Annotated in this window: 14 protein-coding genes; 10 read left to right on the plus strand and 4 right to left on the minus strand. The window is 68.1% G+C overall.

Annotation, left to right across the window (positions count from 1 at the left end; all coding sequences use genetic code 11):
• The first annotated feature begins 36 nt into the window (after positions 1–36).
• From LQ953_RS12830 to LQ953_RS12855, 6 genes are all read left to right on the plus strand, one after another.
• Positions 37–675: a phosphoribosylanthranilate isomerase gene (locus LQ953_RS12830; RefSeq protein ID WP_231031297.1), complete on the plus strand. Its 639-nt coding sequence runs from the start codon at positions 37–39 to the stop codon at positions 673–675.
• Positions 672–1,901 carry a tryptophan synthase subunit beta gene (gene trpB / locus LQ953_RS12835; protein WP_231031298.1) on the plus strand — a complete coding sequence of 410 codons (1,230 nt, stop codon included), beginning with the start codon at positions 672–674 and terminating at the stop codon, positions 1,899–1,901. The genes LQ953_RS12830 and trpB overlap by 4 nt, the downstream gene beginning before the upstream one ends.
• Positions 1,898–2,707 carry a tryptophan synthase subunit alpha gene (trpA, locus tag LQ953_RS12840; RefSeq protein WP_231031299.1) on the plus strand — a complete coding sequence of 270 codons (810 nt, stop codon included), beginning with the start codon at positions 1,898–1,900 and terminating at the stop codon, positions 2,705–2,707. Before trpB ends, trpA begins: the two co-directional genes overlap by 4 nt.
• Complete coding sequence (accD, locus tag LQ953_RS12845; RefSeq protein WP_231031300.1) at positions 2,704–3,567, plus strand: acetyl-CoA carboxylase, carboxyltransferase subunit beta; 864 nt, start codon at positions 2,704–2,706, stop codon at positions 3,565–3,567. The genes trpA and accD overlap by 4 nt, the downstream gene beginning before the upstream one ends.
• A gap of 46 nt (positions 3,568–3,613) precedes the next feature.
• On the plus strand, positions 3,614–4,933 hold the full coding sequence (locus LQ953_RS12850) for a bifunctional folylpolyglutamate synthase/dihydrofolate synthase (protein WP_231031301.1): 1,320 nt from the start codon (positions 3,614–3,616) through the stop codon (positions 4,931–4,933).
• Between the two features lie 73 nt (positions 4,934–5,006).
• A complete protein-coding gene (locus tag LQ953_RS12855; RefSeq protein WP_231031302.1) occupies positions 5,007–5,429 on the plus strand; it encodes a DUF6628 family protein in 423 nt (140 codons plus the stop codon).
• A 15-nt stretch (positions 5,430–5,444) separates the two neighbouring features.
• On the opposite strand, the gene LQ953_RS12860 is transcribed toward LQ953_RS12855, so the two are convergent.
• Together LQ953_RS12860 and LQ953_RS12865 are read right to left on the minus strand one after the other, a co-directional pair.
• Positions 5,445–5,777, minus strand: coding sequence for a GFA family protein (locus tag LQ953_RS12860; RefSeq protein WP_269141481.1), 333 nt, complete (start codon positions 5,775–5,777; stop codon positions 5,445–5,447).
• Positions 5,778–5,818: 41 nt separating this feature from the next.
• Positions 5,819–7,471: an AmpG family muropeptide MFS transporter gene (locus LQ953_RS12865; protein WP_330999426.1), complete on the minus strand. Its 1,653-nt coding sequence runs from the start codon at positions 7,469–7,471 to the stop codon at positions 5,819–5,821.
• Positions 7,472–7,815: 344 nt separating this feature from the next.
• Between LQ953_RS12865 and LQ953_RS12870 the strand changes: the two genes are divergently transcribed.
• Positions 7,816–7,953 carry a hypothetical protein gene (locus LQ953_RS12870; protein ID WP_231031304.1) on the plus strand — a complete coding sequence of 46 codons (138 nt, stop codon included), beginning with the start codon at positions 7,816–7,818 and terminating at the stop codon, positions 7,951–7,953.
• Here LQ953_RS12870 and LQ953_RS12875 read toward each other — a convergent pair.
• Positions 7,950–8,381 carry a response regulator gene (locus LQ953_RS12875; protein ID WP_231031305.1) on the minus strand — a complete coding sequence of 144 codons (432 nt, stop codon included), beginning with the start codon at positions 8,379–8,381 and terminating at the stop codon, positions 7,950–7,952. The genes LQ953_RS12870 and LQ953_RS12875 overlap by 4 nt on opposite strands.
• A 203-nt stretch (positions 8,382–8,584) precedes the next feature.
• Here LQ953_RS12875 and LQ953_RS12880 point away from each other — a divergent pair, with 203 nt between their 5' ends.
• Positions 8,585–9,892 (plus strand): pseudouridine synthase, encoded by a 1,308-nt coding sequence (locus tag LQ953_RS12880; RefSeq protein ID WP_231031372.1) that lies wholly within the window; start codon positions 8,585–8,587, stop codon positions 9,890–9,892.
• The gene (gene rsmD / locus LQ953_RS12885; protein ID WP_231031306.1) at positions 9,892–10,431 is read left to right on the plus strand and encodes a 16S rRNA (guanine(966)-N(2))-methyltransferase RsmD; all 540 of its coding nucleotides are present in this window, start codon (positions 9,892–9,894) and stop codon (positions 10,429–10,431) included. The genes LQ953_RS12880 and rsmD overlap by 1 nt, the downstream gene beginning before the upstream one ends.
• On the opposite strand, the gene LQ953_RS12890 is transcribed toward rsmD, so the two are convergent.
• A complete protein-coding gene (locus LQ953_RS12890) occupies positions 10,409–11,671 on the minus strand; it encodes an MFS transporter (protein WP_231031307.1) in 1,263 nt (420 codons plus the stop codon). The two genes, rsmD and LQ953_RS12890, sit on opposite strands and share 23 nt — an antisense overlap.
• Before the next feature lie 215 nt (positions 11,672–11,886).
• Here LQ953_RS12890 and LQ953_RS12895 point away from each other — a divergent pair, with 215 nt between their 5' ends.
• Positions 11,887–13,230, plus strand: a complete 1,344-nt coding sequence (locus LQ953_RS12895; protein WP_231031308.1) for a dicarboxylate/amino acid:cation symporter — start codon at positions 11,887–11,889, stop codon at positions 13,228–13,230.
• Positions 13,231–13,478: the final 248 nt, after the last annotated feature.

The raw sequence follows: 13,478 nt of genomic DNA on the forward strand, positions 1-13,478 counted from the left end.
GTGACAGGGCCGGCCCGATCGGCGTAGAGGCGGCGCATGCCTATCCTCGCCAAGATCTGCGGCCTGTCCACGCCCGACACGCTCGACGCCGCCGTGCGCGACGGTGCGGCGCAGGTCGGGTTCGTGTTCTTTCCGCCCTCCCCGCGCCATCTCGGCTTCGAGCAGGCGGCGGCCCTGGCCGGCCGCGTGCCGGGCCAGGTGCAGAAGCTGGGCGTATTCGTCGATCCCGACGATGCGTTGCTCGACGCGGCCGTCGCCGCTGGACGGCTGGACGCGTTGCAGCTGCACAAGACCAGCCCCCAGCGCAGTGCGGCGATCCGCGCGCGCACACGCCTGCCGGTCTGGGCGGCCGTGCCGGTCAAGACCGCCGCGGACCTGACGAGCGCCGCGGCCCTTGCCGGGGCGGCCGACCGCATCCTGTATGACGCCAAGACGCCCGAAGGTGCAGCGCTGCCCGGCGGCCTGGGGATGCGGTTCGACTGGCGGCTGCTTCAAGGTCACCGCCACCCGATGCCATGGAGCCTGTCGGGCGGGCTCGACCCCGACAATGTAGCCGAAGCGATCGGCACCACCGGCGCCACCTCGGTCGATGTTTCCTCGGGCGTGGAAAGCGCGCCCGGCATCAAGGATGTGGACAAGGTCGCCGCGTTCCTTAAAGCCGTCCGCTCGCTATGAGCACACCAAACTCCTTCCGCGCCCAGCCCGACGATCGCGGGCATTTCGGCCAGTTCGGCGGCCGCTTCGTCGCCGAAACCCTGATGCCGCTGGTCCTCGACCTGGAGCGCGAATATCGCGCGGCGCAGGCCGACCCCGCCTTCCAGGCGCAGTTCGACGACCTGCTGGAGCATTATGTCGGGCGACCCAGCCCGCTTTACTATGCCGAGCGGCTGACCGACGCGCTGCGCGAATCCGCGCCTGAGGGTATGGGCGCCGAGGTCTGGTTCAAGCGCGACGAGCTGAACCATACCGGCGCGCACAAGATCAACAATTGCATCGGCCAGATCCTGCTGGCGATGCGCATGGGCAAGACCCGCATCATCGCCGAGACCGGGGCCGGCCAGCATGGCGTGGCGACGGCGACGGTCTGCGCGCGCTTCGGCCTGCCCTGCGTCATCTATATGGGCGCGACGGACGTGGCGCGGCAGCAGCCCAATGTGTTCCGCATGAAGCTGCTCGGCGCCGAGGTGGTGCCGGTGACCTCCGGCGCGGCGACGCTCAAGGACGCGATGAACGAGGGGCTTCGCGACTGGGTCGCGAACGTCCACGACACCTTCTACATCATCGGCACCGCTGCGGGCCCCCACCCCTATCCCGAGCTGGTCCGCGATTTCCAGTCGGTGATCGGCAAGGAAGCGCGTGCACAGATGCTGGCGCGCACCGGCAAGCTGCCCGACCTGCTGGTCGCGGCGATCGGCGGCGGTTCCAATGCGATCGGGCTGTTCCACCCGTTCTTGGACGATGCCGATGTGGCGATGCTGGGCGTAGAAGCCGCGGGCGAAGGGCTCGACAAGCGCCATGCTGCCAGTCTGGCCGGCGGCGAGCCGGGCATCCTGCACGGCAACCGAACCTATCTGCTTCAGGACGAAGATGGGCAGATCACCGAAGCGCACTCGATTTCGGCTGGGCTCGATTATCCCGGTATCGGCCCGGAACATGCCTGGCTGCGCGATATCGGCCGCGTCGAATATACCAGCGTCACCGACACCGAGGCGCTGGACGCGTTCCAGCTTCTGTGCCGCACCGAGGGTATCATCCCCGCGCTCGAGCCGAGCCATGCCATCGCTGCGGTTGCCAAGGCTGCGCGCGCCATGCCGCACGACAAGGTAATCCTGGCCAACCTGTGCGGCCGTGGTGACAAGGACATCTTCACCGTCGCCAGTGCGCTTGGGTTCGACCTGTGACGAGGATTTCCGCCGCATTTGCCGCTGCACGTTCGCAGGGCCGCGCTGCCCTGGTGACCTTCGTCACGGCGGGCGACCCGACGCCGGCTGCCACCAACGCCGTGCTCGACGCACTGGTCGAGGGTGGAGCCGACGTAATCGAACTGGGCATGCCGTTCACTGATCCAATGGCGGACGGCCCCGCGATCCAGGCGGCCAACCTGCGCAGCTTGGGTGCGGGCACGCGCACCGCGGATGTGCTGGCGATCGTCCGGGCCTTTCGCGCCAAGCACGCGCACGTTCCGCTGGTGCTGATGGGCTATGCCAACACGATGACGCGGCCCGATCCCGCGCGCTTCGCCGCGATGGCGGCGGAGGCCGGTGCGGATGGCATCATCTGTGTCGATATTCCGCCTGAAGAAGCCGACACGCTTGCGCCGTTGGCGGCGCAGGGCGTGGACGTGATCCGGCTGGCCACACCTACCACCGACGCCAGGCGGCTGCCGGCGGTGCTAAACGGCGCGTCGGGCTTCGTCTATTATGTCTCGGTGGCCGGCATCACCGGACTGCAGCAGGCCGCGCAGGCGTCGATCGACACCGCGGTGGCGCAGCTCAAGGCTGCTACCGATCTGCCCATCGTCGTCGGGTTCGGCGTGCGCACGCCTGAACAGGCCGCCGCGATCGGCCGCGTCGCCGACGGCGTGGTGGTCGGATCGGCAATCGTCGACCTGGTCGGCCAGCATGGCGCCGCTGCGCCTAAGCCGGTCAGAACCTATATCCAATCGCTATCGGCGGCATTGGCTGCCGCACCCAAGGAAGTCGCATGAGCTGGATCAGCCGCGTCCGCAACGCCCTCGCCTACGTCACCACGCGTACCGACGAGACCCCCGACAATCTCTGGCACAAGTGCAAGGGATGCGGGACGATGGTGTTCACCAAGGAGCTGGAGCAGAACCAATATGTCTGCCCGCATTGCGATCACCATGAACGGATCGGGCCGGCGCGGCGTTTCGACTATCTGTTCGACGCGGACAGCTACACGGTGCTGCCCAGCCCTAAAGTGGCCGAGGATCCGCTTAAGTTCCGGGATCAAAAGCCTTATCCGGCGCGGCTGAAGGCGGCGCGGACGGCCACGGGCGAGCAGGACGCGTTTTTGAACGCTTCCGGAACGATCCATGGTCGCAAGGCAGTGATTGGCGTGCAGGACTTCGCCTTTATGGGCGGATCGATGGGTCAGGCCGTGGGCGAAGCATTCATCGCCGGCGTGGAAGCGGCGATCGCGGCGCATGCGCCGTATATCGTCTTCACCGCCTCGGGCGGCGCGCGCATGCAGGAAGGCATTCTGAGCCTGATGCAGATGCCGCGCACCACTGTGGCGATCGAGATGCTGCATGACGCCGGCCTGCCCTATATCGTCGTGCTGACCGACCCGACCTCGGGCGGCGTGATGGCGGCCTATGCGATGCTGGGCGACGTGCAGATCGCCGAGCCGCGCGCGACTTTGGCCTTTACCGGCCGCCGCGTGATCGAGAACACGATCCGCGAAAAGCTGCCCGACGATTTCCAGACCTCCGAATATTATCGCGAGCATGGGCTGATCGACATGGTCACCCACCGCAAGGAGTTGCGCGATACGCTCGGGCAGCTGATTGGGCTGTTGTGCGCGGACAAGGCTGCGGCTGCGTGATGCAGTTCCCGCTCCCTCACCCTCTTCCCTAAGGGAGAGGGAGCACGTGCCCGACTTCGCCATCTCCACTGACCCTGCGGTGCAGCGGCAGCTAGACCGGCTGACGGCGCTGTCGCCGGGTGCCGACATTCTGGGGCTCGGCCGGATCACGCGGCTGCTGGAGCGCGTTGGCAATCCGCAGCTGCGGCTGCCGCCGGTGCTCCATGTCGCGGGGACCAACGGCAAGGGATCGACGTGCGCGTTCCTGCGCGCCGCGATCGAGGCGGCGGGTATGCGCGCGCATGTCTATTCGAGCCCGCATTTGGTGCGTTTCAATGAGCGCATCCGGCTGGCGGGCAGTCTGATCGATGACGCGCAACTTGCGCCGCTGCTGGAGGAAGTGCTCGACCAGGGGGGGGACATCGGGGCCAGCTTCTTCGAAGTGACCACCGCTGCCGCGCTGCTCGCCTTTGCCCGCACGCCCGCCGACGCGTGCATCGTCGAGGTGGGCCTCGGCGGACGTTTGGACGCGACCAACGTCATTCCCCAGCCAGCGGTGACCGGCATCGCGCAGCTTGGTATCGATCACCAGGCATTCCTGGGCGACACGCTGGCCGCGATCGCCGCGGAAAAGGCGGGGATCGTCAAACAGGGCGTGCCGCTGGTGACCATGGACTACCCCGACGACATTGCGGCGGTCGTGCGCGAGGCGGCGCGGGCCGCGGGGGCGGCGGTGTTCGTGCAGGGCGAGGCCTGGGACTTCGAGGCTGGCGACGGGGTGCTTCGATACCGCGACGCAGCGGGCGAGGTGGTGACGCCCCTCCCCGTCCTCGCCGGTACGCATCAGCCCGCCAACCTGGCGCTGTCGATCGCCATGCTGCGCCACCAGCAATCGCTGCGCGTGCCGGACGCCGCACTGGCGATAGCGGCGGGGTCCGCGCGCTGGCCGGCGCGAATGCAGCGGCTGCGGCCGGGCCCGCTGACGGCGCTGCTTCCGGAGGGTTCGGAGGTTTGGCTGGATGGCGGGCACAACGCCAACGCCGCCGATGCGGTGAGCGCGGCGATGCACGACGTGGCGAAGGGCCGCCCGCTCCAGCTGGTGCTGGGCATGCTGGCGAACAAGGATGCCGCGACGATGCTCGATCGGTTCGCCCCGCTGGCTGAGGCGCTAGTCGCGGTGCCGGTGCCGGGGCATGAGCACCATGCCCCCGCCAAACTGGCTGAGGCTGCACGGGTGCGCGGGCTGACGGCCATGGAAGCGGACGACCTGCCGCATGCATTGCGCTTGATCGCAGAGCGGCCTGCGGGTTCGCCGCTCGTGCTGATCCTGGGCTCGCTGTACCTGGCGGGCGTCGCATTGGCGCAGAACGACGAGCTGCCCGACTGAGACGGCCTGTTGCGATTGACTTGCAATAGCGGATTGGCGATTACGCTTCGGGTCACCGATGCAGGAGTCGTTTATGTCCGCTGCCCAGACCTTGGCCGCCACGCTGCCCGCGCTTCAACCCGAAGATGCAGGCGCCCGCCTGTTGCTGTTCGGGGTGCGGCAGATGGGGACCAACGGCATCCATGACGCCTCGGTCGCGCACGCCTTTGTCACGGCGTTCGGGCTGGGTTTCCAGCGGCCGCTGGTGCTGCTGCGCGCGCTGATGGCGGAGATTTCCAGCGCCGCCAGCGGGCCGATCCAGATCGCGCCGTGGTGCTGCCCTCGCATGACCGGATCGGAGGCGGTGCTGCTGGATGTTTTGGGCCGGGTCGGGCGCAATCCGCAGGGCGCACATACGCTGCTGGCCGACCTGCTCGGCACGCGCGATGCTTATGGCGTGCTGTCGACGGCGCATGCCCTCTCGGAGGCATTCGCCGATATGGCACTGCCGCTCTAGCGGTTTGGCGCCGGGCTAGTCGGCGTTGTCGAACTTCCGCACCTCGACAGCCTGCTCGTCAAAGCCGTCGAGCAGGCGGGCATTGATGCCCATCTTGCCGAAATCCTCGCCCAGGGTCTCCCAGTGGGTACCGCAGCCACAGACCGGGCAATGGTGGATGCCGATCATGCGGTCGCCCCAGATATAGGCCGTCGTCTCGCCTGAAATGGTGACCTGTTCGGGCGGGTAATAGGCGACGCGCCAGGCGAGCCGCCGACACAGCGAGCAGTTACAGTCCGCCACCCATTCCGGCTGGGTTGGCAGCTCTATCCGCACCTTACCACAGTGGCAGCTTCCACGAACGCGCATACTGCCTGCTACCGCAGTCTGGAGGTGTTCGCCATCGGGCGTCAGGCGGGGACGCGCTGGCCGCCTGCGGCGCGGCGCTCGACCATTGCGGAGCGCCACCATTCGGCGAGCACCAGCACCACCGCCACCCCGCCCAGCCCTGCGGTCAGGAAGAAGATGTCGGCATAGCCGTAGCGCTCGATCGCCTCGCCCGTAGCGGCACGGCCGAGCGCGCCGACCAGGAAGGTCATCGAGGAGAGCAGCGCATATTGCACCGCGCTGTATTCGCGTGCGGTGATCGAGGAGATGTAGGCAACGAACGCAGTGCCCGCGAGGCCGCCGGCGATGTTCTCGCCCGAGATCGCCACCATCAGCCGCAGCATCCGCAGATCGACACCGAGCCGATCGAGGAAGAACAGCTGGGAAAAGGCGTCGATGTTCGCCCCGCCCAGCGCGAGATCGGCATAAAGCAGGTTGGACAGCGCTGCGACGATGCCTCCGACGAGCAGCGTCGGCATGCGGCCAAGCGTCGCCAGCAACAGGCCGCCCACTGCGACGCCCAGGATGGTCATGACGACGCCGAACAGCTTGGAGGCGAAGGCGACCTCGTCATTCGTGTACTGGAGTTCGCCCAGATAGAAGGGGAAGGCGAACGGCGCCCAGATGGAATCCGCGATGCGATAGAGCAGGATCACCGCCAGCACGAGCAGCGCCCCCCAGCGCAGCCGGCCGACAATCTCGGCGAGCGGCAGGATCAGCGCGCGGTAGCTGTGGTTGGCGAACGCCTGGGCGCCGCGCGGCGGGGCTTCGGCGGCGCCTTCATGGTGCGGCAGGCGGTTGGTCCACCCGGCGATCAGCGCCGGCACGATCACCGTCGCGACGATGATCCAGGGGCCCCAGGTCTGGGTAAAGGCGCCGGAGGACGGCGCGGTCGCACCGGGGGCCACCGGGCGCAGCGCCTCGACCATGAAGCTGCCCAGCAGCAGGATCGCCCAGGCCCAGCAGAGCGCGACGACGGCGAGCGCAATGCTGCGCTTGGCCGGAACCGGGACGGCGTGGCCGGCAAGCGGCGAGACGCGTTCGGCGGGATCGCTCGGCGCCTCTGGCGTGAACAGCGTCATCGCCACCGCCGCGAGCATCACGAAGCCGAAGCCGACATACACGGTGGGCCAGCTGAGGCGCGCCGCCAGCACCAGCGCCAACGCGCCACCGGCGAGCGCGGCGAAACGGTTGCCCAGTTGATAGATCGCCGACAGCAGCTCCACCGTCGCCGCCTCGTCGGCCACTTCGATGCGCCAGGCGTCGATCACCACGTCCTGTGTCGCCGAGAGGAAGGCGGCGATCACCGCCAGCACCGCAAAGCTGCCGATCGCGGTCAGCGGGTCGGTAGCGGCGAGCAGCCAGAGCAGCACCGCGAGCGCTCCCTGGCACAGCACCAGCCACGACCGCCGCCGACCCAGCCGGTCGAGCAGCGGCAGCCGCACGCGGTCCACCACCGGCGACCACAGGAACTTGAAGGCATAAGCGAGGCCAATCCACGACAGCACACCAATGGTGGCAAGGCTGACCTTCAGTTCGCCCAGCCACGCGTTCAGCGTGCCGATCAGCAGCACGAAGGGGAGGCCCGAGGCGAAGCCCAGCACGAGCATGGCCGTCGTCTTCCGATTGCGCATCGCCGCGCGGACCAGCGCCCAGCCCTTCAGTTTCTCGCTCAACCCTGCACCCTCGTTCGCTGCTGGGCGGGACACTAGCGTGGTGGGCGCAGAAGACTAGTCCGGCTCGGGTGCTTCCCTTCCGTCCTCCTTCGTCACCCCGGCCTTGAGCCGGGGTCCCGCTTCTGTTTGGGCGGCCGAAGAAGAAGAAGCGGGATCCCGGCTCAAGGCCGGGATGACGGTAGGGACCGTGGGCGGGTGTCGCAACACTCGCCGCGTGCCGGTGCCGCTATGGTTTCCCATTCCTGCACGCGCCCTCCGGGCAAACCCGCACGCGTGGCCGACCGGATCCCGCAGCGGCGGGGCGCACGCTATCTGAAGGCTCTAGCCAGCCGAGGATTACTCCCATGCCCTTGTTGCCCCCCGAATTTGCCGAGCACACGGAAGAACGGATTCATCCGGCGCTGACCCTGCTGCTCGTGCTCGCCGCGTCGGGCTTGGGCTGGGCGATGATCTTTGCGCTGCTGTTCCTGCGGGAGCTTTAAGCCGCGGATTTGAACAGGCTGAAGCTTTGGGGCAGGCGCTTGGGCTCCTGTCCTTCGAGTACCGCCTCGATCGCCTTGATCGCCGCCAACAGGTCGCGCTGCGGATAGGGCTTGGCCAGGCAGCCGACCGCAAGCGAGCGCGCTTCGCCCGGGCAGCTCCCGGTCACGAACAGCACCTGGATGCCGCGCTGGATCGCCGCGCGGGCCACTTCCACCCCGCTGCCATCGGACAGGCTGATATCGACCAGGATCAGGTCGAGCGTCTCGGCCTCGCCCACGGCGACCAGCGCATCGGCGACCGAATCGACCGTGCCGACAATCTCGAACCCTTCGCCCGTCAGGAAATGCTCGGTGTCGAACGCGACCAGCGGCTCGTCCTCCACGACCAGCACCCGCTCGATCAGCCGTTTCTTCTTCCCGAACAACATCGCACCGCCCCACACGCGGCGAGGTTTAGCACCCCACCTGGATCTCGAACGCGCGAAAGCCGTTTCCGCGCCGCGATAATTTTTGCTCCCCGCCGCATAATCGCTATATCGCGCCGGTGCCCCCGTCCAATCCCAAAGAAACGCAGCGCATCGCCAAGCTGCTAGCCCGTGCCGGAATCGCGTCGCGCCGCGAGATCGAACGCATGATCGCCGAAGGGCGGATCGCGCTGAACGGTGTCACCATCGACACGCCCGCGACGCTGCTCACCTCCCTGGCAGGGGTGACCGTAGACGGCGACCGGGTGGAAGCGCCCGCGCCCGCACGGCTGTTCCGCTATCACAAGACCGCCGGGCTGCTGACCGCCGAGTTCGATCCGGCGGGGCGCCCGACCATCTATGACCGCCTGCCCGACGGGTTGCCGCGGGTGATGCCGGTCGGCCGGCTCGACTTGAATACCGAAGGCTTGCTGCTGCTTACCAACGATGGCGAGCTGAAGCGAGAGCTGGAACTGCCCGCGACCGGAGTCGAGCGCAGCTACCGCGCGCGCGCTTATGGCCAAGTGACGCAGGCGCAGCTCGAGGAACTGATGCTGGGCATCGAGATCGAGGGCATCCGCTATGGATCGATCAACGCCAATATCGAGCGGCGGACCGGCGCCAATCTGTGGATCGAAATGACGCTGACCGAAGGCAAGAACCGGGAGGTCCGGCGGGTGCTGGAGCATCTGGGGCTGCAGGTCAGCCGGCTGATCCGGACGCGCTATGGCCCCTTCTATCTGGGCGACCTGCCCGGAGGCGATGTGGACGAAATCCGCCCGGCCGACCTCCAGACCTTCCGCACGGTGCTGTCCAAGCCCGGGGGCGGCAAGGCGGCGTCGAACCTGCAATTCGCAGTGCGTGCGCGCGTCGAAGCGGCGCCCCGGCCCGAGCCGATCGAGCCCCCTGCCCGGCCGCGGCGCGGCGCAGTGGAGCCCGAGCGGCCGAGCACGCGCTTTACCCCTCGAGTGACTCCGCCAGCGGCGCGTCCGGTGCGCAACCCCGAGCGGAGCGAGCGTCCGGTGCGTGACGGGGACCGCCCCACGCGCGGGCGGCGCGACGACGCTGCTACGCCGCGTGGCGGCGTGCAGCGGCCCGAGCGTCCGGCTCCTAGTGCACGCCCAGGCGAGCGCGTTGCACCACGTGGTGCCGTGCAGCGGCCTGAGCGCCCGGGTCCTGGCACGCGTCGGCGCGATGGGGATGCCGAGCAGCCCCGCGCTCGCGAGGGGCGCTTCACGCCACGCGCCACGCCACCCCGCAACGACCGGCCAGAGCGGGAGGAACCGCGCGGCGTCGCCAAGCCCGCCCGCGCCGCACGCGCACGGGCGCATCGCGACACGCTGGAGCCGCGCCGTGGCGACGTCACCGCCAGGCCGCAGGCTGGCCGGCCGACAAAGGGTCCGTCCGGCGGACGCGGAAAGCCTTCGGTGAAGCCGGGCGGCAAGCCTGGCCGTCCGCCGCGGGGGCAGAAATAATGCGCGTGATCGCCGGCACCTGGCGCGGACGTCCACTCGGCGCGCCCAAGGGGCAGACGACTCGCCCCACCGCCGATCGCACCCGCGAGGCGCTGTTTTCGATGCTCACCAGCCGGCTTGGGAGTTTCGAGGAGCTGGCGGTAGCCGACCTGTTCGCAGGTTCTGGGGCGCTGGGGATCGAGGCGCTGTCGCGCGGCGCGAAATCGTGCCTGTTCGTGGAGCAGGACAAGCCGGCGCTCGATGCACTCAAGGCCAACATCGCCAAGCTGGGCGCCACCGGCGCGCAGGTCCGGGCTGGGTCAGTCATGGCGCTGGGGCCCGCGCCGCAGCCGCTGGACCTGATCCTGATGGACCCGCCCTATGGCACCGGCGCCGGGTCGGTCGCGCTCGACAAGCTGGGGCGGCTCGGCTGGGCGGGACCCGCGACCTGGATCAGCATCGAGACGGCCAAGGACGAGCAGATCGACGTGAGCGGCTTCACCGTCGATGTGTCGCGCGTCCACGGCAAGGCGCGGCTCACGCTGCTGCGCGCCGCCTGATCAGCACCAGCCCGGCGAAGCTGAGCAACGCCGCGGCCGACAGATAGCCGCCGACCCAGAGCAGCCCGCCGCGCTTTACCAGTGTTTCGGCGATCAGTGGGGTGAGCCCACCGCCGATGATCCCGCCGATGTTGAAGGTAACCGACACGCCGGTATAGCGCACGCGCGCCGGGAACAGGCTGGGCAGCCAGGCGCCGAGCGGGCCATAGACCAGCCCCATCACGAACAGCGCCATCGCGAGCCAGGCGAACAGCAGCGGCAGCGCGTCGGCCGCCACCATCCACGCCATCGCGAGCGCGACGGGCACGGTCAGCAGGCAGCCGCGCATCAGAACCGTCGTCGCGCCGGTGCGGTCGGCCCATATGCCCGCGGTCAGGATACCCGCGGCCATGAACAAAATCGCCGCCATCTCAACGCCCAGGAACGCCTCGCGGTCATAGCCCAGATCCTTGGTGCCGTAGCCGATGATGAACACGGTCGCGATGTAGAACAGCGCGAAACAGGCGACGGTGCCGATGGTACCGGCGAGCGTCGGCAGCAGCTGGGTTCGCAGCAATTCACCGATCGGCACGCGCGGCGGCGGGGCTGCTTCGGCGGCTTTCACGAAGGCAGGTGTCTCGGTGAGGCGCAGCCGCACCCACAGGCCAAGACCCACCAGCAAGCCGCTGGCGAGGAACGGCAACCGCCACCCCCATTCGCGGAACTGATCGTCGGTCATCACCGCGCCGAGCACCAGAAAGAAGCCGTTGGCGAAGATGAAGCCGACCGGCGCGCCGAGCGGCGGGAAGCTGCCATAGCGGTTGGCCCAGCCCGGCGGCGCATTCTCCACCGCGAGCAGGCTCGCCCCGCCCCACTCGCCGCCCAACCCCAATCCCTGGCCGAAGCGCATCAGGCAGAGCAGCGCTGGGGCGAGCCAGCCGATCATGGCATAGGTCGGCAGAAAGGCGATCAGCAGGGTCGACACGCCCATCAACATCAGCGAGGCGACCAGCGTCGACTTACGGCCCAGCCGGTCACCGAAATGCCCGAACACCAGCCCGCCCAGCGGCCGCGCGAAAAACGCGACGCTGAAGCTGGCATAGGACAGAAGCTGGCGGACCGTCGGGTCCTCGGCCGGGAAGAACAGCGCCGGGAACACCAGCGCCGCGGCGGTCGCGTAGATATAGAAGTCGTAGAATTCGACGGAGGTGCCCACCAAACTGGCGAACAGGATGCGCCGGTGCGACGGCGGGTGAGCCACGGGTGTGTTCATCCCGCCAGCTTCGCGGACGAAGCAAGAGCGGTCAACGCCTGTGGCCGCCGCGGGCTGGGCATGGCGCCTGCGAGCACCGCGGCAGTGCATCCATGGCATCGTGATTGCGGTGACCGCAGCATCTTTTTAGGGAGTGGGTCCGCTTGGCCGGGCGGCGTGTTTCACCAGCGGCCCCTGCCAGCACGACAAGAGGAAGCACCGCGATGACCACCATCCCGTACCAGCCTGAAGCGGGCGCCGAGACGCCCGCGCAGCGGCCCTGGTACCGGCACCTCTACATCCAGGTGCTGATCGCCATCGCAGCCGGCGTGCTCATCGGCCATTTCGCGCCCGCCACGGGCGAAGCGCTCAAGCCACTGGGCGACGCCTTCATCAAGCTGGTAAAAATGATCATCGCCCCGGTGATCTTCCTCACCATCGTCACCGGGATCGCGGGCATGCGCGACCTCGCCTCGGTCGGCCGGGTGGCGGGCAAGGCGTTTGGCTATTTCTTCTTCTTCTCCACGCTGGCGCTGATCGTCGGCCTGATCGTCGCCAATGTCATTCGGCCCGGCGCGGGGCTCAACATCGATCCCGCCACGCTCGACACGTCCAAGGTCGCGGTGTTCGCGGCCAAGGCGCATGAGTCCACGCTTACCGGCTTCCTGATGGGCATCATTCCCGACAGCTTCCTGTCGGGGCTGACCGAAGGCAACATCCTCCAGACGCTGTTCATCGCCATCCTGTTTGGCATCGGCCTGGCGCTGATCGGCGATCGCGGCAACCGGATCACCGACGCGCTGGAGGACCTGTCGCTCGCCGTGTTCAAGGTGGTGGCGATCCTGATGAAGGTCGCCCCGATCGGCGCGTTCGGCGCGATGGCCTTCACCATTGGCGCGTACGGCGTCGGGACGCTTGCCAATCTCGCCATGCTGGTAGGCACCTTTTACCTGACCTCGTTGATCTTCGTCATCGTGGTGCTGGGCGCCGTGTCCCGGTTGGCGGGCTTCTCAATCTTCCGGCTGATCGGCTATCTGAAGGCAGAGCTGCTGCTGGTGCTCGGCACGTCGAGCTCGGAAAGCGCCTTGCCCAGCCTGATGGAGAAGATGGAGCGTGCCGGCTGCGCAAAGTCGGTCGTTGGGTTGGTCGTGCCGACCGGTTACTCGTTCAACCTGGACGGGACCAACATCTACATGACGCTGGCGGCCTTGTTCATTGCCCAGGCCTGCAATGTCGACCTGACGCTCGGGCAACAGCTGCTGCTCCTGAGCGTCGCGATGCTGTCGTCCAAGGGTGCGGCGGGCGTTACCGGCGCCGGGTTCATCACCCTGGCCGCCACCTTGTCGATCGTCCCGAGCGTGCCGGTGGCCGGCATGGCGCTGATCCTGGGCGTCGACCGCTTCATGTCCGAATGCCGCAGCCTGACCAACTTCATCGGCAACGCCGTCGCTACGGTGGTCGTGTCGCGCTGGGAAGGACGCCTCGACGAAACGCAGTTCAACCTCGCACTGACCGGAAAGAGTCCGCGCGTCGATCAGATGGATGTCGACGCGGTGCCCGCGGCGTGAGGACAATGATATGCCATTGCGCCCTTCCTATGGCCGTGGCCGTCTCCATGGATCTGCTGCGCGACCGCGCCAAGGCGACACTCGGCACGCGCTAGGACTTCCGCGCCTCCAACCGCGCGACGATGCTGGGCAGCAGTCGTGGAGCGGCACGTCGCGGACGGCTGTGGGTGAGGTCATGGGCGGCGCAACCGCATTTTCGCGCTCCTGGCCCGCCAGCAATTGAGCCGGCCGCCACTTTGCTCTACCCC

The organism is Sphingomonas sp. IC-56 (assembly GCF_021043375.1).
In the GTDB taxonomy this organism is placed as follows: Bacteria; Pseudomonadota; Alphaproteobacteria; order Sphingomonadales; family Sphingomonadaceae; genus Sphingomonas.

What these genes read in the sequence shown, in the direction of transcription:
- LQ953_RS12855 (WP_231031302.1), top strand. Translation starts at nt 5,007, where the DNA reads ATGTCCGCTGCCCAGACCTTGGCCGCCACGCTGCCCGCGCTTCAACCC.
- rsmD (WP_231031306.1), top strand. Translation starts at nt 9,892, where the DNA reads ATGCGCGTGATCGCCGGCACCTGGCGCGGACGTCCACTCGGCGCGCCC.
- trpB (WP_231031298.1), top strand. Translation starts at nt 672, where the DNA reads ATGAGCACACCAAACTCCTTCCGCGCCCAGCCCGACGATCGCGGGCAT.
- LQ953_RS12875 (WP_231031305.1), bottom strand. Translation starts at nt 8,381, where the DNA reads ATGTTGTTCGGGAAGAAGAAACGGCTGATCGAGCGGGTGCTGGTCGTG.
- LQ953_RS12830 (WP_231031297.1), top strand. Translation starts at nt 37, where the DNA reads ATGCCTATCCTCGCCAAGATCTGCGGCCTGTCCACGCCCGACACGCTC.
- LQ953_RS12880 (WP_231031372.1), top strand. Translation starts at nt 8,585, where the DNA reads ATGATCGCCGAAGGGCGGATCGCGCTGAACGGTGTCACCATCGACACG.
- accD (WP_231031300.1), top strand. Translation starts at nt 2,704, where the DNA reads ATGAGCTGGATCAGCCGCGTCCGCAACGCCCTCGCCTACGTCACCACG.
- LQ953_RS12895 (WP_231031308.1), top strand. Translation starts at nt 11,887, where the DNA reads ATGACCACCATCCCGTACCAGCCTGAAGCGGGCGCCGAGACGCCCGCG.
- LQ953_RS12860 (WP_269141481.1), bottom strand. Translation starts at nt 5,777, where the DNA reads ATGCGCGTTCGTGGAAGCTGCCACTGTGGTAAGGTGCGGATAGAGCTG.
- LQ953_RS12870 (WP_231031304.1), top strand. Translation starts at nt 7,816, where the DNA reads ATGCCCTTGTTGCCCCCCGAATTTGCCGAGCACACGGAAGAACGGATT.